27 protein-coding genes are annotated in these 25,675 nt (G+C 58.1%); 7 read left to right on the top strand and 20 right to left on the bottom strand.

Annotation, left to right across the window (positions count from 1 at the left end; all coding sequences use genetic code 11):
- Positions 1–8: 8 nt before the first annotated feature.
- Positions 9–788, bottom strand: a complete 780-nt coding sequence (gene budA / locus AC007G_RS20680; protein ID WP_032697317.1) for an acetolactate decarboxylase — start codon at positions 786–788, stop codon at positions 9–11.
- 106 nt (positions 789–894) lie between these two features.
- Between budA and AC007G_RS20675 the strand changes: the two genes are divergently transcribed.
- Positions 895–1,767: a LysR family transcriptional regulator gene (locus AC007G_RS20675; protein WP_032687232.1), complete on the top strand. Its 873-nt coding sequence runs from the start codon at positions 895–897 to the stop codon at positions 1,765–1,767.
- Positions 1,768–1,813: 46 nt separating this feature from the next.
- On the opposite strand, the gene cspF is transcribed toward AC007G_RS20675, so the two are convergent.
- Positions 1,814–2,026 carry a cold shock-like protein CspF gene (gene cspF / locus AC007G_RS20670; protein ID WP_032687233.1) on the bottom strand — a complete coding sequence of 71 codons (213 nt, stop codon included), beginning with the start codon at positions 2,024–2,026 and terminating at the stop codon, positions 1,814–1,816.
- Positions 2,027–2,325: 299 nt separating this feature from the next.
- On the opposite strand from cspF, the gene cspE reads away from it, so the two are divergent.
- A complete protein-coding gene (gene cspE, locus AC007G_RS20665; protein ID WP_004862963.1) occupies positions 2,326–2,541 on the top strand; it encodes a transcription antiterminator/RNA stability regulator CspE in 216 nt (71 codons plus the stop codon).
- A 222-nt stretch (positions 2,542–2,763) separates the two neighbouring features.
- Here the strand turns inward: cspE and AC007G_RS20660 are convergent, their stop codons facing one another.
- The 7 genes from AC007G_RS20660 to AC007G_RS20630 form a co-directional block, all read right to left on the bottom strand.
- The gene (locus tag AC007G_RS20660) at positions 2,764–2,934 is read right to left on the bottom strand and encodes a YnfU family zinc-binding protein (RefSeq protein WP_213084092.1); all 171 of its coding nucleotides are present in this window, start codon (positions 2,932–2,934) and stop codon (positions 2,764–2,766) included.
- 165 nt (positions 2,935–3,099) lie between these two features.
- On the bottom strand, positions 3,100–3,870 hold the full coding sequence (locus AC007G_RS20655; protein ID WP_046852324.1) for a 3-hydroxybutyrate dehydrogenase: 771 nt from the start codon (positions 3,868–3,870) through the stop codon (positions 3,100–3,102).
- Positions 3,871–3,908: 38 nt separating this feature from the next.
- Positions 3,909–5,303 (bottom strand): GntP family permease, encoded by a 1,395-nt coding sequence (locus AC007G_RS20650; RefSeq protein WP_196770340.1) that lies wholly within the window; start codon positions 5,301–5,303, stop codon positions 3,909–3,911.
- A 43-nt stretch (positions 5,304–5,346) separates the two neighbouring features.
- Entirely contained in the window at positions 5,347–6,270 is a 924-nt protein-coding gene (locus AC007G_RS20645; protein ID WP_032687237.1) for a 3-hydroxyacyl-CoA dehydrogenase family protein, read from the bottom strand.
- Between the two features lie 11 nt (positions 6,271–6,281).
- A complete protein-coding gene (locus AC007G_RS20640) occupies positions 6,282–7,463 on the bottom strand; it encodes an acetyl-CoA C-acetyltransferase (RefSeq protein WP_257334854.1) in 1,182 nt (393 codons plus the stop codon).
- Positions 7,464–7,472: 9 nt separating this feature from the next.
- Positions 7,473–8,129, bottom strand: coding sequence for a CoA transferase subunit B (locus AC007G_RS20635; protein ID WP_032699603.1), 657 nt, complete (start codon positions 8,127–8,129; stop codon positions 7,473–7,475).
- Positions 8,130–8,131: 2 nt separating this feature from the next.
- A complete protein-coding gene (locus AC007G_RS20630; protein ID WP_032687242.1) occupies positions 8,132–8,839 on the bottom strand; it encodes a CoA transferase subunit A in 708 nt (235 codons plus the stop codon).
- A 142-nt stretch (positions 8,840–8,981) separates the two neighbouring features.
- Between AC007G_RS20630 and AC007G_RS20625 the strand changes: the two genes are divergently transcribed.
- Complete coding sequence (locus AC007G_RS20625) at positions 8,982–9,872, top strand: LysR family transcriptional regulator (protein WP_004862938.1); 891 nt, start codon at positions 8,982–8,984, stop codon at positions 9,870–9,872.
- 42 nt (positions 9,873–9,914) lie between these two features.
- On the opposite strand, the gene AC007G_RS20620 is transcribed toward AC007G_RS20625, so the two are convergent.
- Positions 9,915–10,055 carry a hypothetical protein gene (locus AC007G_RS20620; protein ID WP_004862935.1) on the bottom strand — a complete coding sequence of 47 codons (141 nt, stop codon included), beginning with the start codon at positions 10,053–10,055 and terminating at the stop codon, positions 9,915–9,917.
- 310 nt (positions 10,056–10,365) lie between these two features.
- On the opposite strand from AC007G_RS20620, the gene AC007G_RS20615 reads away from it, so the two are divergent.
- Positions 10,366–11,274: a DUF535 family protein gene (locus AC007G_RS20615; RefSeq protein WP_032687244.1), complete on the top strand. Its 909-nt coding sequence runs from the start codon at positions 10,366–10,368 to the stop codon at positions 11,272–11,274.
- A gap of 319 nt (positions 11,275–11,593) precedes the next feature.
- Entirely contained in the window at positions 11,594–13,999 is a 2,406-nt protein-coding gene (locus AC007G_RS20610; RefSeq protein WP_032687246.1) for a membrane-bound PQQ-dependent dehydrogenase, glucose/quinate/shikimate family, read from the top strand.
- Positions 14,000–14,117: 118 nt separating this feature from the next.
- On the opposite strand, the gene AC007G_RS20605 is transcribed toward AC007G_RS20610, so the two are convergent.
- The 9 genes from AC007G_RS20605 to AC007G_RS20565 form a co-directional block, all read right to left on the bottom strand.
- On the bottom strand, positions 14,118–15,104 hold the full coding sequence (locus AC007G_RS20605; RefSeq protein WP_032687247.1) for an ABC transporter ATP-binding protein: 987 nt from the start codon (positions 15,102–15,104) through the stop codon (positions 14,118–14,120).
- Positions 15,101–16,081, bottom strand: a complete 981-nt coding sequence (locus AC007G_RS20600) for an ABC transporter ATP-binding protein (protein WP_032697313.1) — start codon at positions 16,079–16,081, stop codon at positions 15,101–15,103. The genes AC007G_RS20605 and AC007G_RS20600 overlap by 4 nt, the downstream gene beginning before the upstream one ends.
- Entirely contained in the window at positions 16,078–17,025 is a 948-nt protein-coding gene (gene opp4C, locus AC007G_RS20595) for an oligopeptide ABC transporter permease (protein WP_032687249.1), read from the bottom strand. The genes AC007G_RS20600 and opp4C overlap by 4 nt, the downstream gene beginning before the upstream one ends.
- Positions 17,026–17,028: 3 nt before the next feature.
- Positions 17,029–17,988, bottom strand: a complete 960-nt coding sequence (locus AC007G_RS20590; protein WP_032699606.1) for an ABC transporter permease — start codon at positions 17,986–17,988, stop codon at positions 17,029–17,031.
- 44 nt (positions 17,989–18,032) lie between these two features.
- On the bottom strand, positions 18,033–19,736 hold the full coding sequence (locus AC007G_RS20585) for an ABC transporter substrate-binding protein (RefSeq protein WP_479466658.1): 1,704 nt from the start codon (positions 19,734–19,736) through the stop codon (positions 18,033–18,035).
- Positions 19,737–19,884: 148 nt separating this feature from the next.
- Positions 19,885–20,928: a methionine ABC transporter ATP-binding protein gene (locus tag AC007G_RS20580; RefSeq protein WP_049267790.1), complete on the bottom strand. Its 1,044-nt coding sequence runs from the start codon at positions 20,926–20,928 to the stop codon at positions 19,885–19,887.
- A 64-nt stretch (positions 20,929–20,992) separates the two neighbouring features.
- Positions 20,993–21,769, bottom strand: a complete 777-nt coding sequence (locus AC007G_RS20575; protein ID WP_180889116.1) for a MetQ/NlpA family ABC transporter substrate-binding protein — start codon at positions 21,767–21,769, stop codon at positions 20,993–20,995.
- A 43-nt stretch (positions 21,770–21,812) separates the two neighbouring features.
- Entirely contained in the window at positions 21,813–22,457 is a 645-nt protein-coding gene (locus AC007G_RS20570) for a methionine ABC transporter permease (RefSeq protein ID WP_370297556.1), read from the bottom strand.
- 31 nt (positions 22,458–22,488) lie between these two features.
- The gene (locus AC007G_RS20565) at positions 22,489–23,712 is read right to left on the bottom strand and encodes an SfnB family sulfur acquisition oxidoreductase (protein ID WP_032699609.1); all 1,224 of its coding nucleotides are present in this window, start codon (positions 23,710–23,712) and stop codon (positions 22,489–22,491) included.
- Positions 23,713–24,000: 288 nt separating this feature from the next.
- Here AC007G_RS20565 and AC007G_RS20560 point away from each other — a divergent pair, with 288 nt between their 5' ends.
- Positions 24,001–24,504 carry a DUF1543 domain-containing protein gene (locus tag AC007G_RS20560; RefSeq protein ID WP_180889027.1) on the top strand — a complete coding sequence of 168 codons (504 nt, stop codon included), beginning with the start codon at positions 24,001–24,003 and terminating at the stop codon, positions 24,502–24,504.
- A gap of 39 nt (positions 24,505–24,543) precedes the next feature.
- Here AC007G_RS20560 and arsH read toward each other — a convergent pair whose 3' ends face one another.
- On the bottom strand, positions 24,544–25,242 hold the full coding sequence (gene arsH, locus AC007G_RS20555) for an arsenical resistance protein ArsH (RefSeq protein WP_032687258.1): 699 nt from the start codon (positions 25,240–25,242) through the stop codon (positions 24,544–24,546).
- 88 nt (positions 25,243–25,330) lie between these two features.
- Between arsH and AC007G_RS20550 the strand changes: the two genes are divergently transcribed.
- Positions 25,331–25,651: a metalloregulator ArsR/SmtB family transcription factor gene (locus AC007G_RS20550; RefSeq protein ID WP_180889028.1), complete on the top strand. Its 321-nt coding sequence runs from the start codon at positions 25,331–25,333 to the stop codon at positions 25,649–25,651.
- The last annotated feature ends 24 nt before the right edge of the window (positions 25,652–25,675 follow it).

Raw genomic sequence — 25,675 nt, 5'->3', positions numbered from 1 at the left:
GAAGCTCCTTAATTTTCTACCGCGCGAATGGCGGCGTCGAGATTGTCAGGATGCAAATCGGCCTGCAGGAAAGCGCTGTCGGCCGGGAGGTCAATCAGCAGCTTGTGGATTTCGCCGAAAGTCAGCACGCCGCTATCGAGCTGGTAATCCAGCAGATGGCCGCCGCCCTGACGATCGTCGGTGATGAAATGTTCGTGATACCCGGCAACGTTAATTCCCTGCATATGCTGCGGGGTGCGAAAACCGACCAGTATCCCTTTACGCTGGTTGAAGCGGAACACCGGCTGGTCGTCCAGAACATCGGTCATCGCCCGGTAGGGGGGAGTCTGCCGGGGGACGGTCCGGGTATGGGCGTGACGAAAGTGGCCGTCGATATGCAGGGCGCAGAACAGATTGTCGGAGGGGATCTGCCGGTCGATGATCTCATGCAACTGCTGGCGGTTTACCGGATGGTCGAAGCTGACGCGGTGCTGCGGCCGAAACCAGGTCATCACCGCGAACGGCGTCTTTTGTTCCCCGCGGGCTTTGCGTGCGCTGCCGTCGGCGCGCAGCTGGTAGACCTCGCTGCTGAAGGCGATCAGCTCGCCGTCGAGTTCGTTAAAGGTTCCGAGACCGAAGTCGCCGTGGGTAAGCAGATCGGCGATGGTGGTATTGCCCTCATAGACGCCGCTCAGGAGCGCGCTCATCAAAGAGGTCTGATAGAGCACGTTATCAGGCTGCTGGGCGGAAAACCCGCGTACGGTTTCACACAGGCTTTGCTGGCAGGTACATGCAGAAGAATGGGTCATCAGAGACGTCCTCGCTCAACAAATATAAGAAAGATTAAATAATTGTTGACCCGATTCAGCTCTCAGTTCCAATATAGAAAGCATGCTGGTTTGAGACGTTTTTGATATGGAACTTCGTTATCTACGCTATTTTGTCGCCGTGGCTGAGGCGCGAAATTTCACCCGCGCCGCCAGGGATCTTGGTATTTCTCAGCCGCCATTAAGTCAGCAAATTCAGCGGCTTGAGAGAGAAATTGGCACGCCGCTGCTGCGCCGTCTGACGCGGGGAATTGAGCTGACGGAAGCGGGAGAATCGTTTTATGAAGATGCCTGCCAGATCCTCGCTCTTAGCGACGCGGCGCTGGAAAAGACCAAAGGTATCGCCCGCGGGATGAACGGTAGGCTGGCGTTAGGCATCACCAGTTCTAATGCTTTTCATCCGCAGATTTTCGCGCTGCTGCGCCAGTTTCAGCTCCGCTATCCGGCGGTCACCCTGCGTCAGGTCGAGGGCAACATGGCGGCGCTGATGAGCGCGCTGGGGGAAGGGGAGCTGGATATCGCCTTTGTGCGCCTGCCGTGCGAAAGCAGCAAAGCGTTTAATCTGCGCATTATCGATGTGGAGCCGATGGTTATCGCCCTGCACCGTGACCACCCGCTTGCCGGTGAGGCCATGCTGCCGCTGGTGCAACTGCAGGAGACCGCGCCGATTCTGTTTCCGCGCGAGGTGGCCCCGGGGCTGTATGAGCAGGTCTTTAATAGCTGTTTGCGCGCGGGCATCGATATGCGTCAGGCGAGACAATCTTCGCAACTCTCCTCCTCCTTAAGCATGGTGGCTGCCGGATTCGGTTTTGCGCTGGTGCCGCAGTCGATGACCTGTATCCACCATCCCGAGGTAATCTATCGCCCGCTGTCGGGGACGCCGGTGACGACCGATATTGCGATTGCGTGGCGGCGATTCGAACGATCGCGAACGGTAAAACGTTTTCTGGAGATGTTTTAGCCGCCCCGGTCTGCTATCGGGGCCGTCATCAGTGGTCGGGCTGTGACTATGAAAGGTAGACGTTTGCCGCCGTCGGACCGCGCAGGCCGTTGACCCGGCGAAATTCAACGCGAATACCCGGGATTATGGTTGCTGATTCACCAGGGGATAATGCAGAAATATGGACCTGAACGTCTTTACGACCATCGGAGGGAATTATAAGGCCTTTGCCGGTTTTATTATCAAACGCTTTGACAATGCCTGTCATTTTTTGGAACAAATAAAATCCTTGGGAAAATAAGTACCGGCGCACTATACCTTAATCGAACAATAAAGCTATTGATTTAATTTCTTACCGGAGCAGGCTTCCGGACGGCTAAAATAAACCTTGCTAATAAATATCCCCTGTGCCTTAATAGCCTGGTCGGTTTGTAAGACAGAAAGCAGTTCACTAAAGCAGTCCTCATTTCCAGGCGTTATCGCTGATACCTCCTTCCTTGAGTCCCTCCATTAAGTGTTAAGTTGATTCTGTAGCGCAAACCAGTTTGCCGATTAAGGGCTCATAAAAAGGAATATCGAATGTCGAATAAAATGACTGGTTTAGTCAAATGGTTTAACGCAGATAAAGGCTTCGGCTTCATTACGCCGGCCGATGGCAGCAAGGACATCTTCGTCCACTTTTCTGCCATTCAAAGCGAAGACTTCCGCACCCTGTTTGAAGGGCAGAAGGTCGAGTTTGTGGTCGGCAGCGGCGCGAAAGGCCCGGCGGCGACAAACGTTTCGATCGTAGGATAAGTATGCTGAACGCTGGTGGGTCTGCGATAACGAAGACGGCGCAGCCTGAGTAGACAGATTTACCAGGGTAACAGACAGAATAGATTTATTTAAAACCCGCCATTGTGCGGGTTTTCTATTTGCCAAAAAAATAACAACCGATTGTGCCATTCATTCAAGATGATAAGAATAATCTAATCAGTGTTGGATTTCGTGGAACAATCAGCGTCTGGCATCTAGAGATTAAGCAGCATTTTTTGCTGTTGTCTGGAAGAGTTTGTGGCAGTAGGGGCAAATGAGCTGGGCGCCTTTTTGTACTCGGCTGAAGCTGTGTTCTGAATCCTGGGAGCAATTAGGGCAGGTGCATTTTACAAGATAATTACGGCGGCTTTTGGCATCTTTTCGATCTGACATATGATTTCCTTCCTGATTTAATGGCCTGAAACCATACATCATTATTAAATAAATAGCCCGAACTCATTGTCTTTTGCCGAAAATAAACCGACGGCAGGGAAATATTTCGCCGGAAAAAATGAGGGCTGCTCAGAAGGAACGGGTGCCTCCTGAGCAGGTTGTCGGTTATTGCGCGACCCAGCCGCCGTCCATGTTCCATGCCGCGCCGCGCACCTGGGCTGCACCTTCACTACAGAGAAACAGCGCCAGTTCACCCAGCTGTTCCGGGGTGACAAACTCGCCGGAGGGCTGCTTTTCCGCCAGCAGCTGTTCGCGGGCCTGGTGCGGATCGCAACCTTCAGCGATGCGTTTATCGATCTGCTGCTGTACCAGCGGGGTTAACACCCAGCCAGGGCAAATCGCATTGCAGGTCACGCCGGTTCTGGCGGTCTCCAGCGCCAGCGTTTTACTCAGGCCGATCACGCCGTGTTTGGCTGCGACGTAGGCTGACTTATCCTTCGAGGCCACCAGACCGTGAACCGAGGCAATATTGATAATGCGCCCCCAGTTACGCGCCCGCATCCCGGGGAGCGCCAGACGACTGGTGTGAAAGACGCTGGAGAGATTGATGGCTATAATATCGTTCCACTTCTCTACGGCGAAATGCTCCACCGGGGCCACGTGCTGGATCCCGGCGTTATTAATCACAATATCTACGCCGCCAAATTCCGCTTCGGCGTAGGCCATCATCGCTTCAATCTGCTGCACATCGCGCAGGTCGGCATCGTGATAGCCCGGGGTTTTGCCGATCTGCGCCACTTCCGCGCGCGCCGATGCGCTGTCGCCAAAGCCGTTGAGGATCAGCTGCGCGCCGGATTTTGCCAGTACTTTCGCGATCCCTAAACCGATACCGCTTGTTGAGCCGGTGACCAGCGCCACCTTTCCGTTCAGATTCATGGTGTTTTCCTTCGTGATGCCGGTTATATATTGTCGCATCAGACAATGCCGGTTAAATAGAAGACGGCAATGACAAACAGAACCGCCAGACTTTTAATCAGGGTAATGGCAAAAATGCCGCCGTAGGCCTGACGATGGCTGAGGCCAGTGATCGCCAGCAGGGTAATGACCGCGCCATTATGCGGCAACGTATCCATGCCGCCGCTGGCCATCGAGGCTACGCGATGCAATACCTCCAGCGGAATATCGGCGGCGTGGGCGGCAGCGATAAAGGTCTCCGACATCGCCGCCAGGGCGATACTCATCCCGCCCGATGCGGAGCCGGTAATGCCCGCCAGCACCGTCACGCTGATGGCTTCATTCAGCAGCGGGTTGGGAATGGCCGTCAGCGCCTTTGACAAAACCAGGAAACCGGGCAGCGCGGCAATGACGGCGCCAAAACCATATTCCGATGCCGTATTCATCGCCGCGAGAATGGCGCCGCTAACGGCGGTGCGACTGCCTTCCGCCAGACGCCCGCGGATATTGCGAAAGCCGAAGATCAGCACCACGACAATGCCAGCCAGCAGCGCTGCTTCAACGGCCCAGATCGCGGTGATTTTACCCACTTCGGTGACGATAGGCTTCGCCAGTCCCGGCAAAACCAGCTCGTGAGTGGTACCGTACCATCGCGGGATCCAGCGGGTAAACAGCAGGTTCAGGATCCCCACCAGCAGCAGCGGGGCAATGGCAATCAGCGGATGAGGAAGGTTGATGTTGTCCGGCGTGTCCGGTTCGTTTTGCAAATCCGTGCCGTAACCTTCTCCCGCGTGCTGGGCTTTACGGCGTTGACGTTCCAGCCATAGCAGACCAAAGGTGATGATAAACAGCGAACCGATCGTGCCAAGCCAGGGAGCCGCCCAGGCGTTGGTGCCAAAGAAACTGGTGGGAATAATGTTCTGGATCTGCGGCGTCCCGGGCAGGGCATCCATGGTGAAGGAAAACGCGCCCAGCGCAACGGTGGCCGGAATCAGCCGTTTGGGGATAGCGCTCTGGCGGAACAGTTCGGCGGCAAAAGGGTAGACCGCAAAGGCCACCACAAACAGCGAGACGCCGCCATAGGTTAACAGGGCGCAAACCAGCACGATAACCGGGATGGCGTGACGTCGGCCGAGGATCTGAATGGCGGCGGCGACGATGGCGCGCGAGAAGCCCGCCAGCTCGATCAGCTTGCCGAACACCGCGCCCAGCAGAAACACCGGGAAGTAGAGCTTTACAAACCCGACCATTTTTTCCATAAACAGACCGGTAAAGGTCGGTCCTACTGCGCCGGGGTCGGTGAGCAGCACTGCGCCGAGGGCGGCGATAGGGGCAAAGAGGATAACGCTATATCCTCGATAGGCCGCCAGCATCAGTAATGCCAGCGCGGCCAGGGCAATCAAAACACTCATCACGACACCTCACGCTCATTGTTATTGTTGGCTACAGTTCGAGAAGCTACGGTTTCAGGGCATAGCGCAGGAGGTGCTGCCGACGCGACTGGATACGGGCCATCCGCGCAGTATCCCAGCGATAAAATCCTTGCCCGCTGCGCGCGCCGGTCTCGCCCCTGGCGACCTTTTCCGCGACCAGTTCCATCATTTGCGCGTCGCCGGCCAGCTCTGGCAGCAGGTGCTGACAAATATCCAGCACCGTCGCCAGCCCGGTCATATCGGCCGCTTCCAGAGGACCGACCATCGCGTAGCGGCGGCCGAGGGAAGCGCGCATCACCCGATCGACCACTTCCGGCGAGGCGATACCGCTGTGTACGATATGCAGCGCCTCGCGCAGCAGAGCGAACTGCAGGCGGTTGCCAACAAACCCCGGCGCCGCACGCTGAAGCACCACTGCTTCCAGCGCCGCGCGGGTGAAAAAGTCGCTCACCAGGGCGGGGAGCTCCGGGCGCGTGGCGCTGCCGGGCACCACCTCCACCAGCGGAATAAAGTGCGGCGGGTGCCAGAAGTGGGCGATTAGTAGTCGCTGCGGATGGCGCATGCCCGCCGCAAGGCTATCCGGCGGCAGGCCGCTGGTGTTGCTGGCAATGATCGCATCGTCGGCAATCAGCGTTTCCAGCTGCGCGTACAGCGCATGTTTGAGCGGCAGACGTTCAGGAATCGCCTCTATCAGCAGCGTAGATTCCGCCAGATCGCTGAGGCTGGTGGTCCCGGCTAAGCGCGCCAGAACCGCCTGCTGGTGGGCGGCATCAAATTGTCCGCTCTCCTGCAGTTCATGCAAAATAGCGGCGGCAACGGCAGGGACTTCTGCCAGACGCGACGGGTCGGTATCGTACAGCCGTACCCGGTGGCCGTGGCGAGCAAAGTGGCAGGCGATACCGATACCCATCAGTCCGGCGCCGAGCACCGCCAGCGTTGGTTTATACATAGTGACTCCTGTTAACGTGCGATGGTCATGGCGATACCCTGTCCGCCGCCGACGCAGAGAGTGGCAAGCCCTTTACTGGCGCTCCGGCGCTGCATTTCATGCAGCAGGGTGACGAGGATCCGGCAGCCGGAGGCGCCGATAGGGTGGCCGAGGGCAATGGCGCCGCCGTTGACGTTGACTTTGCTGCTCTCCCAGCCCAGAGACTGGCCAACGGCCAGCGCCTGAACGGCAAAAGCCTCGTTAGCCTCAATTAAATCCACCTCGTCGAGCCGCCATCCGGCCCGTGCCAGCGCCATCTCGCAGGCGCTGACGGGGCCAATCCCCATGACCGCCGGATCGACGCCCGCCACGGCGCTGCTGACAATGCGTCCCAGCACCGGCAGCCCCAGCTCCCGGGCTTTGTCGGCGCTCATCAGGAGTACCGCCGCCGCGCCGTCGTTGAGCGAAGAGGCGTTGCCGGCGGTGACGGTGCCGTTTTCCACGCGGAACGCAGGGCGCAGCTGCGCCAGCTGCTCTGGCGTGGTGGCCGGACGGGGTTGCTCGTCGCGGGTAATGGTCTGCGGCGGTTGCTTTCCCTGTCTGATGACCACCGGCACGATCTCTTGCTCAAAACGGCCCGCTTCGATCGCTGCCGCCGCTTTCTGTTGTGAACCGGCGGCAAAGGCGTCCTGCCGTTGGCGATCGATGGCATAGCGGTCGGCGAGATTCTCTGCCGTCACCCCCATGTGATAGTCGTTGAAGGCGTCCCACAGGCCGTCCTGAATCATACTGTCTTGCATGCTGCGATGGCCGACGCGCAGCCCGGCACGGGCGCCGTCAATCAGATAGGGGGCATTGCTCATGCTCTCCTGACCACCGGCGATAACCACCTGGGCGTCGCCGCTGCGGATCGCCTGCACCGCTTGCTGCACGGCTTTCAGCCCGGAACCGCACACCAGATTCACCGTCACTGCCGGACAGCTGACCGGCAGACCGGCGCGCAAGGCCGTCTGACGCGCCGGATTCTGCCCGCAGCCGGCGGTTAAAACCTGGCCGAAAATCAGCTCGTCGACTGCCGTTGCCGGCAGCGAGCAGCGGGCCAGCAGACTGCGCACGACCCCGGCGCCGAGGTCAACGGCGGAAAGCGTGGAAAATACGCCGCGAAAGCTGCCGATGGGCGTTCTGACCGCACCAACAATCACCACTTCTTGCATGTTGCCTCCTCAGTTGAACCGCATTTCACAGACGTCGTCCGGGACAATCAGGCGTCCGGCGGTTTTACGCATAATTTCGTCGGGGGTGACGCCCGGCGCGTATTCGCGCAGGACGAAAGCCCCGTCGCGTATCTCCAGCAGGGCGAGGTCGGTCAGCACCCGCTGGATACAGCCGACGCCGGTCAGCGGTAAGGTACAGCGCGGCAGGAGTTTGGATTCGCCGTTTTTCGCAGCGTGGGTCATTACCACGATGATGTTTTGCGCCCCGGCCACCAGATCCATGGCTCCGCCCATGCCTTTCACCATTTTCCCCGGGATCATCCACGAGGCGATATTGCCCTCAACGTCAACTTCAAAGGCGCCGAGAACGGTCAGATCGACATGGCCGCCGCGAATCATGGCGAAGGACTGGGCGGAATCGAAAATCGCCGCGCCGGTCCGGGCGGTGACCGTCTGTTTCCCGGCGTTGATCATGTCGGCATCGAGCTCCGACTCGTGCGGAAAACCGCCCATGCCGAGCAGGCCGTTTTCGGATTGCAGCATGACGTCAATGCCTGCCGGGATGTAGTTGGCGACCAGCGTCGGGATGCCAATACCGAGATTGACGTAGTCGCCATCGCGCAGCTCCCGGGCGACGCGGATGGCCATTTGTTCACGAGTCAGCATAATCAGAGGCTCCCTGCGCGCAGCGTGCGCTGTTCGATGCGTTTCTCGAACTGGCCGGCGATCAGCCGGTCGACGTAGATGCCGGGGGTGTGGATCGAAGAGGGCGGAAGTTCGCCCGGCGGGACGATCTCTTCTACCTCGACCACCGTAATGCGCCCGGCGGCGGCCATCAGCGGATTAAAGTTTTGCGCCGTGTGGCGATAGATAACGTTGCCGTACCAGTCTGCCTTCCAGCCTTTAACGAGAGCGAAGTCGCCGGTGATGGCCTCTTCGAGGATGTAGGGCTTACCGGCAAACTGGCGCACCTCTTTCCCTTCCGCCACCGGCGTACCGTAGCCGGTGGCGGTGTAAAAGCCGGGGATGCCTGCGCCGCCGGCGCGAACTTTCTCCGCCAGCGTGCCTTGTGGGGTCAGCTCCACCTGCAGTTCGCCGCTGAGCGCCTGCTGCGCAAAGAGGACGTTTTCACCGACATACGAGGCCACGACTTTGCGGACCTGGCGCGTCTCCAGCAGGATGCCGAGGCCGAAACCGTCGACGCCGCAGTTATTTGATACCACCGTCAGCCCCTGTACGTTCCGGCGTTTGACTTCGGCAATCAGATTTTCCGGAATGCCGCACAGGCCAAAACCGCCGGCCAGCACGGTCATACCGTCCGTTAACCCTTCCAGCGCCGCTTCGTAGCTGGCGACGCGCTTATCCAGTCCTGCCATGATTCACCTCTGCTGGCTTGCGATGGGGCTATCATTGGCGGCGCAGACTGATTTGTTAATTTTGAATTTGTGACCTACTCATTGGGTTTTCTTATTAATTTGTTGTTAACTAAATTTTTTCAATTAGTTAACGGGATGAAAAATGAGAATGAGTGTCAAACAGTTACGCGCGTTTTTAGCGGTAGCTCACACTCTGAATTTTGCCCACGCCAGCGAGCGGCTGAATATTTCGCAGCCGGCCCTCAGTCTGACCATCAAAGGACTGGAGGAGGGACTCGGCGGCGCATTGCTGCAACGCAGCACCCGCCGGGTGACGCTGACTCAGGAGGGGGAGATCTTTTTACCGATGGCCCGCCAGCTGCTGGCCGACTGGGATAACGCCGAAGAGGCGATGCGCCAGAGCTTTACCCTGCAGCGCGGCAAAATCTCGATCGCGGCCATGCCCTCGTTTGCGGCAAACGTCCTGCCCGAGGTGTTGAAAGCTTTTCGCGATCGCTATGCCGGGATTAACGTGACCGTTCACGATGTGATTAACGAGCAGGTGATCGAAATGGTTCGTGAAGGGCGGGTGGAGATGGGCATCGCTTTTGAGCCGGCGCCGACCAATAATCTGCTGTTTACGCCGCTGGGCGTGGACCGTTTTATCGCGATTGTGCCGAAATCATCGCCCCTGGCCGGTAAACATCGTCTCTCCTGGCGCGAGCTGTTGACGCTGGATTTCATTACGCTGCAGCGGCCTTCGGCGGTCCGCCTGATGCTGGAAGAGGAACTGGCGCGCAGCGGCCGTCAACTGGATGTTGCGCTGGAGAGCCATCAGCTGGTGACGGTGGGCAGAATGGTGGCCAGCGGCCTCGGCGGCAGCGCCGTTCCGGCGCTCTGCCAGTCGCAGATGCAGGCGCTGGGCGCCGTATGCCTGCCGCTGGATAACCCGCCGATTGAGAAGTGTGTCGGGGTGATTCATGCCGGTCATCTGCAGCTGTCGAAGGCGGCGCAGGCGTTGCTGGGCACGCTGAAGGGGGCATTTACGGCTTGACTGACGGGCGAAAAAAACCGGCGTGGTTAGCCGGTTCAGGAATCAGATTTTGCAGGCGTCGCCACAATCATCATCGGCAACGATCGCTTCGGCTTTTTTGTCAGCATCTTCAAGGCGTTCGGCATTGCGCTCTTGCGCTTCTTCCAGACCGCTGAAGACCAGATTGTCGAGATCAATTTCCATGAGTTACCCACTTTAGTTCACTTTTGACTGTGGTCAGATTATAGAGCAAAACCACGGCAGGATGAACCCTGGGCGCCCCGTTACCGCACAGAGCGGTAATAGCGTGGCGCCACCTGATATTTTTCATCTGACGCCACAAGAGACTGCCAATAATAAGAGTTGACATCTCCCTGCCTTTAATTATAAAGCGAAAGAATGATTATCTGCCTATTTATTAAATGAAAGGACAACGACTCACTAATCAAGCGTTGACTTGAACTATTTATGATATTATGGCCACGATTATGGTTGATTCTATGGATCTTGATCAATGGCTCAAACAGCAACAGTTGCCATCAAAGAATGGCGAAAAAATAATAAATTGATTTGTCAAATTAAACTCAAATATAAAAAGGTCTTACGAAAATGCAGAGAAATACCTCTCGCAGGGGGAAAGTATAAGGAATATCAAGAGCTTTGTGATAAATATGTTTGCGCCAGATTAACCGGTGCAACGCAGGGGCTGGTCAGTTTTCAGGATAAGCCGTTCAAAGCCTATTTAAATAAAAAAATGTCAAGAAGAGCCAAGCTGGATATTGCCCATGGCGCCTTGATTTTTATCGAAAAAACCTTTAGCGCAGACGCACTGCCGCAGCTGTATAACGTGGTAGAGTACGGGCTGACCGTGGCGGAAATTCCGTTGAAAAACGGCAGCCACATTGCGGTAAAACTGCTGGCTTCGCCTTTTCAGGAGGAGGGCGAACTGATGCTATTAATGCTTCAGGATGGAAAACGCATTTACAGCATCTGTTTTTCTTGCACCGAAGATGGCCGGGCTTATATAGGCGGCATTCAGGGAGGGAAAGATATTGCCAATGATGAAATTAAAGTGCTGACCAAAGAGCTGCACGGCACCCGACCGAAAAATTTAATTATTTCTCTGCTCTATGGTTTTCTACAGCACAGCGATATTAAAGAGATCTATGCCATCGACTCCGATTTTCACGTCAAAAGCGAGAAAGTACAAACCAGTTACTCTGCGCTGTGGCTGGAAGTCGGGGGCGAAAAACATCGTCGCGGCTGGTATAAATTACCGCCGCAGGAGATCAAAAAAAGTATAGAAGAGGTCAAAAGCAAACATCGCAGTCAGTTTATCAAACGCGAAGGTTTGAAGGAGCTGGCGCAGCTGGAAATGAAGGCTGCTCTACGGCAAATCAGCGGGTCGCGGCCCGTAAACTAATTTGCACCTACCGGTGTGCTGGCCCGCAGGGGGCTGTTGGCCAGCCATCTCCCGCCCGTTTATCTTCCTCTGCTTATTTATCACGCGCTTTATCAGCGTTCGCCGCTGCAACTTCCGTTTATAAATTAAAAAATTTTAAACATTTAATGCTGGATTGTTTTACATAACTTTTACAAATCCATATACTTTATTACGTTCTTCGCTCGGCTCATGAGCGTCCAACCAGGATGTTATGCGGTCTGTATCCGATTTGTTTGGATCGGATGCTGTTAAAAATAAATATATTGGTTATAACGACTAATGTTGTATGGGATGAGATATGAACGAACAGCGAGGTAGCGGCAGGAGGATCTTCTTCACCGTCTACCGGGTTATATTTGTATTACTCAGTTTTTGTACGGGACTCTTTTTCACTTTCTGGGGCGGCAAGCTCCTGACTCTGGGCGGTAGCGCCTGGTATCTGTTGGCCGGCGTGGCCTATCTGCTTATCGCCATCGGATACCTTATCCGCAGTCAATACGTCCTCCCTTTCACCATTGTGACCTTCTTACTGACCCTTGTCTGGGCGCTTTATGAAGTGCAGCTCAGCTACTGGGGACTGATTCCTCGTCTGGTGGTGCCGGCTCTGCTGCTGATGCTTGGCCTGTGGCTGGCAACGACGCTGCCGGTTAAACGGGCCGCGGTTCGCTATGCCAACTGGAGCGCCTCGGCGATTTTCATCGCTCTGCTGGCGACGCTGGTCTCGGCGTTTTATCCTCACGGCGGCATTCATCATGGCGTGGTGAAAGCCGCTGCAGATAGCAAGCCGACCCTTGCTTCTCAAAGCGACAACTGGGAATTTTTCGCCCGCGATGCTTCAGGTACCCGTTTTGCCCCGTACGATGATATTACCCCGGAAAACGTCAAAAACCTGAAGGTGGCGTGGACCTACCACACCGGCCGCCGGGTGAGCGGCCCGGGGATTGGGGTGGATGAGAATACGCCGCTGCAAATTGGCGATACGCTCTACTCCTGTACGCCGCTGAATGTGGTCACCGCGCTGGATGCGGATAGCGGGAAAGCGCGCTGGCGCTTTGACCCGCATGCGCAGACCGCCGAACACGTCACCTGTCGCGGCGTCGGCTACTATGATGTGCAAAACGATACCTCGCTGACGGCGCAGGAGAAAGCCAGCCCGGATCTGCAGCAGTGTCCGCAGCGGATTCTGGTTTCCACCGTCGATGCGCGCCTGCTGGCGCTGAACGCCAAAACCGGCGAGCTGTGCGATAACTTCGGCCACCACGGTAGCGTCGATCTCAAGCAGGGGATGGACAACACCGAGAACAGCAAGCGCTACCACCCGACCTCGACGCCGGTGATCATGGGGCATATTGCGGTACTGGGCGGCTGGGTTCGCGATATTATTCACGGTGAACCTTCCGGCGTGGTCCGCGCCTTCGATGTGCGCAACGGCAACGTGGTTTGGGCCTGGGATGTGGGTCAGCCGGAAAATGTGACCGATCCGCAAAAAGGGCGCGTGTATACCCTCGAAACGCCGAACGTCTGGACGGTGCCGGCCTTTGATAAAGAGCTGAACCTGGTTTATCTGCCGACCGGCAACGGTCCGCCGGATTACTGGGGCGGCGACCGTAACGCAGCGAAAGAGAAGTATGGCTCTTCCGTGGTGGCGGTGGATGCCAGCACCGGTGAAACAAAATGGGTCTTCCAGACCGTTCACCATGATGTCTGGGACTATGATTTGCCGTCTCAGCCGGTGCTGTTCCACATGAAAAATGACCAGGGCGAAGAGGTTCCGGTCCTGATTCAGACCACCAAAACCGGTCAGATCTATGTTCTCGATCGCCGCACCGGCAAGCCGGTGACGCGCGTTGACGAACTGCCGGTAGCGCACGAAGGGGCAGAAGGCGAACGCCTTTCTACCACCCAGCCGTTCTCGACCGGGATGCCGCAGCTCGGCGTTGAACCGTTAACCGAGAAATCAATGTGGGGCGTGACGCCGTTTGACCAGCTGATGTGCCGCATTGACTTCAAAGAGTCCACCTGGCTTGGGATGTATACGCCGCCGTCAGAGAAGCCGTATATCGAATGGCCGAGCCTGCTGGGCGGCATGAACTGGGGCGGAATCTCCATCGATGAGCGTAGCGGGACGCTGTTTGTTAACGATATGCGCATGCCGCTGAGAATGTCGCTGGTACGTCAGCAGGATATGGCGAAATACAAAGTCTCTACGGATGAGGTTCCGGGGTTCATGGGGACCGTGCGCCCGCAGGTCGCCGGGCCATATGGCGGCGTGCGGATCGATATTCTGCAATCCGCGCTGGGGATACCGTGTAATACGCCGCCGTTCGGCACGATGAGCGCTATCGATCTCAATACTCGTCAGCTGATGTGGCAGGTGCCGATGGGCTCCGTCGAGGATACCGGTCCGCTGGGTCTGAAAACCCACATGCATATCCCGCTGGGTATGCCGACGCTGGGCGGCCCGACCTCGACGGCTTCCGGGCTGATCTTTTTTGCCGGGACCCAGGATAACTACCTGCGGGCGCTGGATTCCGCAACCGGGAAAGAGCTGTGGCGCGCTCGCCTGCCGGTTGGGGCCGTGGCAGCGCCGCTTATCTATAAATCGCCGAAGAGCGGAAAAGAGTACGTGGTCATTTCCGCCGGTGGCGCCAGCCACTCCCCGGATGTGGGCGATGATATTATTGCCTACGCGCTGGAAGAGTAGCGCGCCTGAAGGCGGCGTATTGAGTACGCCGCGACGGTAGGTTAAAACCAGCCAGCGTCATTGCTGACTGGTTTTTTTTTGCCTCAGGCGCCGGCCGGCAGTCGGAGGGCCTCGCGCTTTAGCAGGAGGCGACCACCTCATGGCAGGCCACAGAGTGGCCGGCGGCTATCACACGCAGCGCGGGAATTTCGCGGCGACAGCGGTCGTTGGCCTTCGGGCAGCGTGAGGAAAAACGACAGCCGGGCGGCGGATTCGAGGGATCGGGGATCTCGCCTTGTACGACCGCGACGGGTTCGGCGTGCGGATCGAGCGTCGGTACCGCCGCCAGCAGCGCCTGGGTGTAGGGATGGCGAGGTTGGGCAAACAGCGCATCGCGGCTGGCGGTCTCCACCAACTGCCCGAGATACATCACCGCCACGTCATCACAGAGATGCTCCACCACGCCAAGGTCATGGGAGATAAACAGAAAGGTGACGCCAAAATCGTCGCGCAGATCGGAAAACAGGTTGATGATCTGCGCCTGGATAGAGACATCCAGCGCCGAGATAGGCTCGTCGGCAATGATAAAGTCGGGGTTGAGAATCAGCGCCCGGGCAATACCAATACGCTGGCGCTGACCGCCCGAGAACTCATGCGGAAAGCGGTTGTAGTGGTGGGGCGCGAGGCCGCAGATCTGCATCACCGCAATCACTTTGTCATACAGCTCCGCCCGACTGCACAGTTTATGCTGCAGCATGGCTTCGCCAATCGCCTCGCCGACGCGAATCCGCGGGTTCAGCGAACTGTAGGGATCCTGAAACACCAGCTGGATTTTAGGGCGTAGCGCCTGCATCTCCTGCGAGGTGAGGGTGGAGAGCTCCCGGCCCCGGTATTTCACGCTACCGGCGCTCTTCTCGTATAGCCCTAGTAGCGTGCGTCCTACGGTCGTTTTTCCGCTGCCGGATTCGCCCACCAGGCCGAAAATAGTCCCCTGGCGGATGCGAAAGCTGACGCCGTCCACCGCTCGCAGCTGCCCGGTTTGCTGGCCAAAGAGCCCGTCGCGCAGCGGAAAGTGTTTTTTTAACCCTTCGACTTCAATGACATATTGATGGTTTTCACTGTTCATGCAACCGGCTCCGCGGATGTGGTGTGAAAGCAGGCGGCCTGCCGCGTTGTTCCCAATAGCGCAGGGATACTCTGGCGACAGGCTGCGCTGGCCCGCTGGCAGCGGTCGGCAAAGGCGCAGCCGGCAGGCAGGGCGGCGAGATCCGGCACCTGCCCGGGAATCGAGTACAGGCGACGGCGTCGTTCGCCGGGCACCGGCCGCGAGGCGATCAGCCCCTGGGTATAGGGATGCTGCGGCTGGCGTAAGATCTCGGCCGTCGGACCCGATTCGACCACCCGGCCGGCGTACATCACCACCACCTGTTGCGCCATTTGCGCAATCACGCCCAGATCGTGGGTGATCAGCAGCATCGCCATCCCCCTGGCCTGCGCCCGATCGCGCAGCAGGCGCAGGATTTGCGCCTGAACGGTGACATCCAGCGCGGTGGTGGGTTCATCGGCGATCAGCAGCTTCGGTTGGCAGCTCAGCGCCATGGCAATCATCACGCGCTGTAGCATGCCGCCGGAGAGCTGGTGCGGGTAGCTGTTCATCAGGCTATCCGCGCGGGCCAGCCCCACTTCGCTTATCAGGCGGGTGGCGTGGCGCCAGGCGGCTTTGGGCGTTTCGCCCAGGTGGCGAATGAGCGGCTCGCACAGCTGCTCGCCGATGGTCAGCACCGGGTTCAGCGCGGTCATCGGTTCCTGAAAGATCATCGCCAGCTGGTTGCCGCGCAGGTCGGCCATGTTGCGGGCTTTCAGACGCAGCAGGTCCTGCCCGTCAAAGAGGATTTCTCCGCTATCGATACGCGCGGCCTGGGGCGGCAACAGGCCCATTAAGGCCATTGCGGTGACGCTTTTTCCGCAGCCGGATTCGCCGACGACCCCGACGGTCTGGCCAGCATGAATGGCAAACGACACCTCCTGTACCGCCCGCACGCGCTGTTTTTCGGCGGCGAAAGAGACCGAGAGTTGTCGGAAGGTGAGTAACGGGGCGCTCATTTCAGCCTCTGTTTCATTTTCGGATCCATCGCATCGCGCAGGCCGTCGCCCAGCACGTTAATGGCAATGACGGTGATAAAAATGGCGATACCCGGCGGCATCCATAGCCACGGACGACGCTGGAAGTCGATCAGGCTGTTGGCGGCGTCCATCATATTGCCCCAGGAGGGCGTGGGCGGTACCACGCCCAGTCCAAGGTAGCTGAGCGCCGATTCGCTCAGAATGGCATTCGCCACCGCCATGGTCGCCATGACCACCAGAATCGGAATGGTATTGGGCAGCAGATGGCCAAACAGGCGACGGCGGGCGGAAAGACCCAGTACCCGGGTTGCCAGCATGAAATCGCGTTCGCGCAGCGACAGGCATTGACCACGTACCAGCCGCGCCAGCTTTGGCCACTCCAGCAGGCTGAGCATCACCACCACCATGTAGATCCGGGCATCCGGGGAAAAATCGAGTTCGGATAACATCGCCCCGGCGACGATCAGCAGCGGCAGACCGGGAATCGTCATCACCAGGTCCGCCAGGCGCATGATCAGCTTATCGGTCAGGCCGCCGGCATAGCCGGAGACGGCGCCGAGCAGGTAGCCCAGCGCCACCGACAGCAGCATAGTGAGCAGGCCAATAATCAACGAAATACGTCCGGCCATCAGCAGGCGGGTGTAGACATCGCGGCCGAGAAAGTCGGTACCCAGCCAGTGCTCAGCGCCAGGAGGCTTGTTAATCATCAGGACATCGGTGGCATCATCTTTCCACGGCGACCAGAGCGGCCCCAGCACGCACCAGGCGGCCATCACCGCCAGCAGCAGCAGGCAAAACATGGCCAGCCGGTTGCGTTGAAGCGACCGCCAGGCCTGGCGCCACGGTGATGGGGTGATCATAGCGAGCGCCGGAATCTCCGCCTTGCGCAGGCGACGTTGCGTTGAAAACAGAGTGCTAAACATGATTTATGACCTCACCCGAATTCGCGGGTCGGCCCACGCGTAGAGAACATCGGCTATCAGGTTGCCCAAAATGGTGAGCACCGCCAGAAACAGGGTAAACCCCATCAGTACCGGATAATCGCGGGCGGCCAGCGAATCGATATGAATATGCCCGGCCCCAGGCCAGTTAAAGACCTTTTCGGTGATGATGGCGCCGGAGAACAGCCCCGGTAGCTCGAAGCCGAGCAGGGTGATAATGGGCAGCAGCGCATTGCGCAGCGCGTGTTTGAAGATCACCGTCCGTTCGCGCAGCCCTTTGGCTCGGGCGGTACGAATAAAATCCATCCTGACGACGTCGAGCATACTGGCGCGGAAGTAGCGCGTCAGGCTGCCGGCCTGCAGCATCACCAGCGCCAGAACCGGCAGCACCAGGTGCGCGGCCACCTGCAGGATATAGCCCCAGCCGCGTTCATCGCTGCCGGTGTTGGTCATCCCGCCAACCGGCAGCCAGTGCAGATCCACGGCGAACCACTTAATCAACAGCAGACAGAGGAAAAAGGTCGGAAAGGACATCGCGGCAAAGACCGCCACGCTCACCAGGTGGTCAAACAGCGAGTTTGGCTTCATGGCGGAGACGATGCCCACCGTCAGGCCGATGCCCCAGTAAAAAACCAGCGCAATGCTTGCCAGCAGGAACGAGTTCCAGATGTACTGGTTTAGCAACTGGCTGACCGGAATCTGGTACTGCAGCGAGAAACCGAGATCGCCTCGCAGCAGTTGGCCGAGCCAACGCAGATAGCGGGTCAGCAGCGGCTGGTCGAGGCCATAGATGGCTTTGAGTTCGGCGGCGCGAGCGGCGGTGAGGGTAATATTGCCGTCGATAAAGTCGCCGGGAGTTTTGGCAAACAGCATAAAAATAATCAATGAGGCCAGTAGCAGCATCGGCAGCGTTTGCAGCAGCCGTCTCAGGATAAAATTTCTCATAACATTCTCACTCAGCCGCCGGGGTATTCCGGCGGCTGTGATGGTTACCTGGCGATTTTCACATCCGGCAGGCTGCCGGTCAGGCCGTTATAAATATCCGGTTTAAAACCGGATACCCTGGCGCTGCTGGCCGAGAGAATCTGGCGGTAGCCGAGAAGAATGACCGGCGGGTCCTCCGCCAGCACCTGATACAGCTGATGGTAAATCGGCTTACGCTTTTCGACGTCGAGCAGCGCGTTGCCTTCGTTAATCAGCTTATCGACCTGCGGATTGTTATAGCCCGACTCTTTGGCTTCTGTGCTGTAGAAACCCCATACGCCGTCGTGCGGGTCGTTGAGCGTGCTGGTGCTAAAGGAGGCCAGGTCATAGTTGCCCGCTTTACGCTGGGCCATCAGGGCGTTGAAGTCGACCACCTGCGGTTTGAGCACGACGCCGATCTGCTGCCAGTTCTCTTTGGCAATCGGGATCAGCGCATCGTTGAGCACCTTCTTACTGACCAGCAGCGTCAGCTCCAGACGCTGACCGTCTTTCACGCGGATGCCGTCCGGGCCCGGTTTCCAGCCCGCTTCATCAAGCAGTTTTTTCGCCTGCGCCGGATCGTAGTGATACGGGTTGACCCCCTGCGGATTGTAGGCCCAGGAGATAGGGGCGATCGGTTCAACTGCCACCTTGCCATAGCCCTGGTACACCACATCGATCAGCTTCTGGCGGTCGAGGCCGTAAATCAGCGCCTGCCGAACTTTGACATCCTTCAGCGCCGGACGGCGGACGTTAAACTCCACCTGGCTGTAATCGCTGGAGCCGTAGAGGTTGATATTGGCGAAGCCGAGCATTCTCAGCTGTTCAATATCGTCCGGGCGCGAGGTAAAGGCGTCGTAGTCGGTTTCCCCGGTCTGGAACAGCTGAAAGTTGGTCGACGGGTTGGTAACGCGGTAGATAAAGCGCGGCATCGGCGGTGTGCCGCGGTAGAAGTGGCTGTTAGCGTGGAAACGAATCTCCTGGCCCGGAATATATTTGTCATAGACGTAAGGACCGTTGCCCAGCGGTTTTCCATGCAGGCTGCGCAGATAGTCAAGCTGGCCGCGCTGGTAGCCTTTGCCATACCAGGCTTTGGAGAGCACCGGACCACCGATCCGCGAAAGGGTGGTGGCGCCGGGCTGCGTCGTAGTGACCTGCAGGGTCAGCGGGTCGATGACCTTCAGGCCGCTGACGCTGTCGGCTTTCCCGGCTTTATACTCGGCGCCGCCGGCAATATTGGCGAGGGTAATATCGGTATCGCCGTCATACTTCGGATCCAGCAGCACGGTGAGGGTAAAGGCGACATCTTCCGCGGTGAGCGGCGAGCCGTCGCTGAAGGTCAGATTCGGCCGCAGCTTGATGGTATAGACTTTGTTATCGGCGCTCACCTGCCAGCTTTCGGCCAGGCCAGGGACCAGGTTGCCGTGGCTGTCCCAGTCAATCAGGCGCGAAAAGATGACGTTGGTGACGTTTTCGTCCCAGCCGTTAACGAAGAAGTAGGGGTTAAAGATCCCCTGTGGCTCGGAAATCCCGGCGACGACGGTGTCTTTACGCAGTTTGGCGGCCGCCGGGATCTGGCTGGCATCGGTGGCCGGCGTGATGCCTTCCTGCAAAATTTCGTCCGCGCTGGTCACAGAAGAAAATGCCAGCGTGCCGCCGATTAACGCGATTGCAATAGCGTGCGAAAATCGCGTCTGTTTAGTTTTTAATCCGTGCAGTAATCTGGACAAAAGTGCTCCCTCATCAAATAATTGCGCTGAAATTTACAATTCATGACGAAAGATAAGAGGCGCACCACGGCCTGTCTAACAACGAAAAAATATGATTTATAGCGAATCAGCATTAGCAATAATCTGGCAATAAAATGCCAGATTTTGATTAAGACGGAGAATTTTCCACCGTCAGTTCGCTCCCGAGAGTCAAACGATCCGCGACCCAGCCGTGCTGACCTAACGCGCTGTCATCCAGCGGCCGGGGCAGCCGGATGCGTAGCTGTCCGATGACCCGCCCCTGAATCTGCTCGCAGTTGCCGTACAGCAGGCGTGCGCCATCGCCGAGCAAAGCGGCGATGCGGTGTAAATCCGGCTCGCCGCCGCTGCTGCCGTCGAAGTGCAGGGTCACCAGCTGCGAGCCGGCCACCGACGACAGGTTTTCGCCGGGGCGATCGTGATGCAGCGTACTGGTCATGCTACGCGTCACCTCGTGCTGCGGGTTGCCAAACACCCGCCACACCTCGCCCTGTTCGATGATATGCCCGCGCTCCAGCACCGCCACCCGATCGCAGAGCGTGCGGATGACCTCCATTTCATGAGTAATGAGGATAATCGTCAGACCAAGGCGCTGGTTAATCTCTTTCAACAGCTTAAGCACAGCGAGGGTGTTTTCCGGATCCAGCGCCGAGGTTGCCTCGTCGCAAAGCAGAATTTCCGGCTGGGTTACCAGCGCGCGGGCGATCCCGGTACGCTGCTTTTGCCCGCCGGAGAGTTTTGCCGGCCAGCTATCGCGCAGGGCGCTGAGGCCGACCAGTTCCAGCATCTCATCGACCCGGCGCTGCCTTTCAGCCCGCGGGACACCGGCCATCTTAAGCGGCAGTTCGACGTTTTGCGCCACCGTTTTGGTCGACATCAGGTTGAAGTGTTGAAAGATCATCGCCACCCGGCGGCGCAGGTCGCGCATCTGGCTGCGTGAATAGCGCAACGTCTGTTCGCCGTGAATGGTGATTTCGCCGCTGTCGGCGTTTTCCAGCCGATTAAACAGACGCAACAGCGTCGATTTCCCGGCGCCGCTGCGGCCGATAATGCCGAAAATCTCGCCCTGATAGAGCGTCAGGTTAATATTCTGCAGCGCCTGAACGCCGTTAGGGTAGGCTTTGCTTATTCCGCTTAACTGTATATGCGGTACGGCACGAGGATTGTGAGTCACGGTAGTTTGCTCCGTCAGCCTTGAAAAACCGGCAGCATCAGCGCTGCCGGATACGGTCCGGCGATCAGAAGCCCGGGACGATTTTGCCTTTGTAGCGGGTGAGGATAAAATTGCGCACCGCGTCGGAGTGCAGCGCTTTCGCCAGCTTCTGGATCCCCGGATCGTTGAGGTTATCGGGGCGGGCCACCAGATACTCGACGTACAGATCGCTGCCTTTTTCTACCAGCAGGGCTTTATCGGTATCGATTCCCGCTTCCAGCGCATAGTTGGCGAATATAAACGCCAGTTCGACCTGATTCACCGCCCGCGCCAACATGGCGCCTTCCAGCTCGCGAATTTTAAAATGGTGCGGGTTGGCGACGATATCCCGGGTCGCCGACTGCGGATCCTTCGGGTTTTTCAGGGTCAGCAGGCCGGCATCGCTTAACATGACCAGCGCTCGCCCGGTGTTGACCGGGTCATTCGGCACCGCGATGGTGGCGCCATCCGGGAGCGCTTTGATGTCGTGATATTTGCTGGAGTAGGCGCCAAACGGTTCAATATGGACGCCTACCACCGGGACCAGATCGGTATGTCGCGTCTGGTTGTAGTTATCGAGGAATGGACGGTACTGATAGTAGTTGGCGTCGAGGTTTTTCTCCGCCAGCTGTTGGTTAGGCTGAATAAAGTCGTTAAAGACTTTGATTTTCAAATCTACGCCCTGTCTGGCCAGCTCCGGCTTGACGAACTCAAGGATTTCCGCGTGCGGTACCGGCGTGGCGCCGACGGTCAGCGTTTCGTTGGCGGCGACAGAGGCGGAGAAGAGGGCCAGCAGCCCGGCGGCGATAAGGGTCTTGTGCACTATTTTGTTCATGGTTTTTTCCTGGGAAAGTCGCGTGTCTTTGTTATTTACGGCTCATGTACCGCACAAGGCGGTCGCCGCTCATCTGTAAAACCTGCACCAGGGCAATCAGCAGCAGGACGGTGACCACCATCACGTCGGTCTGAAAGCGCTGGTAGCCAAAACGAATCGCCAGATCCCCGAGCCCGCCGCCGCCGATAACCCCGGCCATAGAGGTGTAATCCACCAGCAAAATCGCGGTGACGGTGACGGCGGCAACCAGCCCGGCGCGGGATTCGGGCAACAGGGTGTGCCAGATCAGCTGTGCGGTATTGCCGCCCATTGACCAGCTGGCCTCCACCAGACCGTGATCCACCTCGCGCAGGGCGCTTTCCACCAGCCGGGCAAAGAAAGGCGCGCAGCCCGCCACCAGCGGCGGAATGGTGCCCTGTACGCCCAGGGAGGTGCCGGTAATTAAGGTGGTGACCGGGATCATGACGATCAGCAAAATAATGAACGGCAGCGAACGCAGGACGTTGACGCAAAACGACAGCAGGCGATACAGCCGCGGGGCGTGCAGCAGCTGCGGCTGGCCGGTGAGGTAGAGGACAATCCCTAACGGCAGACCGAGCAGTACGGTAAAGCCCAGCGACCAGCCCAGCATGATTAACGTGTCGATGCCCGCCTGGAGCACATCGCTCCAGTCGATATCGGCAAAAAACTCCAGCACGGGGGCCACCTTAGTTCCAGTCGTGACGCTGCGGGCGAATGCCGTTTAATACCCAGTTGCCGAGCAGCTGATATTTCCAGCGTACCGGGTCGTGCAGGGTGTGAACGCGCGCATTGCGCCAGTGGCGATCGAAGTTGTGACGGTTGCCGGTCGCCCGGGTACCGCTGAGTTCAAACAGGCGGCTGGCGGCGTCAAGGGCAACCTCGGTGGTGAACACTTTGGCGCGGGCAACGGCGATGGAAGCCTGCGCCACATGCTCCTCGCTGAGATCCTGTTTAAAGCGGTCGAGAACCTTGCCCGCCTGCTCCAGCAGCGCCTCAGCGGCGGCCAGTCGGCTGTCGATCTGCCCGATATGGTAGATGGTGAGCGGATCGTCGCTGGCCCGTTCGACGCCGGCATCAATCCACGGTCGGGCGAACTGGCGAACGAAGCTGACGGTGTCGTTGAGGGCTGCGCGGGCGATCCCGGCATCAATCGCGGCGGTGGTGAGCTGCGCGAAGGGGCCGGCGAGCGTCGGCGAGGCATAAGATTTCCACGTCGGGAAAAGATGCAGCGGCGCGACCGCCAGATTCTCCGCCAGGACCGTGCCGCTGGCGGTATTTCGCTGCCCAAGGCAGTCCCAGTCATCGAGCACCGTCAAGCCAGCGCTGTCGCGCGGCACGAAGGCCAGCTGCGCGCGATCGTCGGCGTCCAGCGCCAGAATGCCTATCCAGTGGGCGTAGAGCGAGCCGGTGCAATAGCCCTTCCGTCCGTTGATGTACAGCGCATCACCACGGGTCTCCAGGCGGGTGCGGATATCGAGCACCGTTTTGCCGCCGGTCTCGGAAAGCGCGTTGGCAAAACGATGCCCCTGTAATACCAGGCCAAAAAAGAAGGCCTGTTGCTCTGCGCTGCCCTGCAGGCGAATGTCCTCGAGCAGGCAGTAATGGTTTTGCGGAATTTGTCCGAGCGACGGATCGGCGGCGGAGATGATGGCAATCACTTGAGCCAGGGTGGCGGCGGAGACCTCGGCGCCTCCCCATTGGCGCGGCACCGTGATGCCCCACAGGCCGCTGTTGGAGAAGGTATCGACAATCTCGGGCGCTACCGTGCCGCTACGGTCGCGTTCTGCGGCTCCGGGCTGTAGCAGCAGGGCGATCTCGTGGGCAATGGCGATGGCTTCTTCATCGCTGCTGATGACATGGGCATCCGGCGAATGGCGGGTATAGCTGACGGGTGATTGGCTTTCTGACATACGGTTTTCTCGTGGTTAACTAAATGGCTATATGCAAAAAATAGATAACTAAATAACCTATAATTCCAATGTGTTATATGTAAATAGCAAAGGCTGTGCCAGTTCGCGGAGAATTTTTAGATATTTAAAATCAATGAATTACGTTTTTATCTGCCGGGAAGGTTGCTGCAAATGCAGCACCGGTGATAGCAGGCTGCTGCATTTCCGACAGCCTGCGTCGGGGAAACTTGCTGAAACAAGCGTTATGTAGTCTGATATATATCGAAAATGATAATCAGAGGATCGGCAATGTATCTGTTTATGTTTTACGTCGGTGGCAATGCGGGTAAATCGAATATTGAAGTTCATGACATTCAGTTTGTGGTGGCGCGAACCCCGGAGGAGGCGTGGCCTGCGCTGCGCGAGGCCTGGTTTGGCGATGCGGATAAAATCCATATTGACGGCTATAGCAGGATCAACTGGGCCGATGGTTATGAGGTGACTCTGGCCAGAACGCCTGCTCACGGCGGGGTGAAGCTGTTCTTTGTTAACGCCGGCGGCTATCGCTCCGACACCCTGGCGGAACTGCATGAATTCGGTCTGTTTACGGCGAGTGACGCGCGGGAGGCGAAGGAGAAAGCGCTGAAGACGCTGCTGCGCGGCGCCTGGCAGCAGCATAAGGACAATCTGCAGGCCGTCGATGACTGTCTGCTGCTGGACAAGGTGGGCGACTGGTATCTCCACCTGACGCCCAACGCTGCGGGCGAGGCGGCCAGGCCCGAGTGGCAAGGCTATCAACCGATTGGGATTTGAAGCCCTGCCAGCGCGGGGAGCATCCCCGCGCATTACCCGTCAGATTTTGGCCTGATTGACTCGCGCTGAGAGGGCCTGATGGCTCTCTTTGCGTTCGCTGTATCTCCCGGCGAGCAGCGCGGTATGGCCTTTCAGCAGCTGGGTTATCTTGAACAGCTCTTCGCTGACGTCGACGATTCTGTCGTACCACGGCGAGGGCTTCATGCGACCCTGTTCATCAAATTCCTGCCAGGCCTTGGGGACAGACGATTGATTCGGGATAGTAAACATCCGCATCCAGCGCCCGAGGATCCGCATCTGATTGACGGCGTTGAATGACTGGGAACCGCCGCACACCTGCATCACCGCCAGCGTTTTGCCCTGAGAAGGGCGGACAGCACCTTCGCTCAGGGGGATCCAGTCAATCTGGGCTTTCATCACCGCACTCATCGCGCCATGTCGCTCCGGTGAACTCCAGATCATCCCGTCGCACCAGCGCACCCGTTCACGCAGCTCAACCACTTTAGGGTGCGATTCCGGCGCATCATCGGGCAGCGGCAGCCCGGAAGGATTGAAGGTCTGGACGCTGGCGCCCATGGCCGTCAGCAGTCGTCCGGCTTCTTCCGCGGCGAAGCGGCTGAAAGAGCGCTCGCGCAGCGAGCCGTAGAGAATGAGGATTCGCGGTGGCGCCCGATCCGGGAGCTTGTTGGCAAGTTCAAAATCAAAAAATTCACCTTGCAGGGCAGGGAAATCAGCCATGGGGGAACACCTTTTTTTGAGGAGGGTTATTTCAAAATAAACATATATGAATTAGCATATATGTAAATGACGCGCTAAGGAATCAAAAATGCCGCATCCGCTAGAGGTTTTTAAAATATTGTCTGACGCCACGCGCCTGACGATTGTGATGTTGCTCAGGGAGCAAGGTGAGCTGTGCGTCTGCGATATTTGCGCGGTGACAGCGGAATCTCAGCCCAAAATATCCCGTCACATGGCGATTCTACGCAAGGGCGGGCTGGTTCTTGACCGTCGGGAAGGGAAATGGGTGCACTACCGTTTGTCGCCGCATATGCCGGCCTGGGCGGCAGAGATCATCGACAGCGCATGGCGATGCCTGCGCGATGAGGTGCGTGCCCGGGTGGCTGACGCTTCGCCGTCTTCCTGCTGATGGCGGCTTAATATATCTGTTATT

Source organism: Klebsiella sp. CSG-1, assembly GCF_056521145.1.
This window is presented reverse-complemented; position numbering and strand designations above follow the sequence as displayed.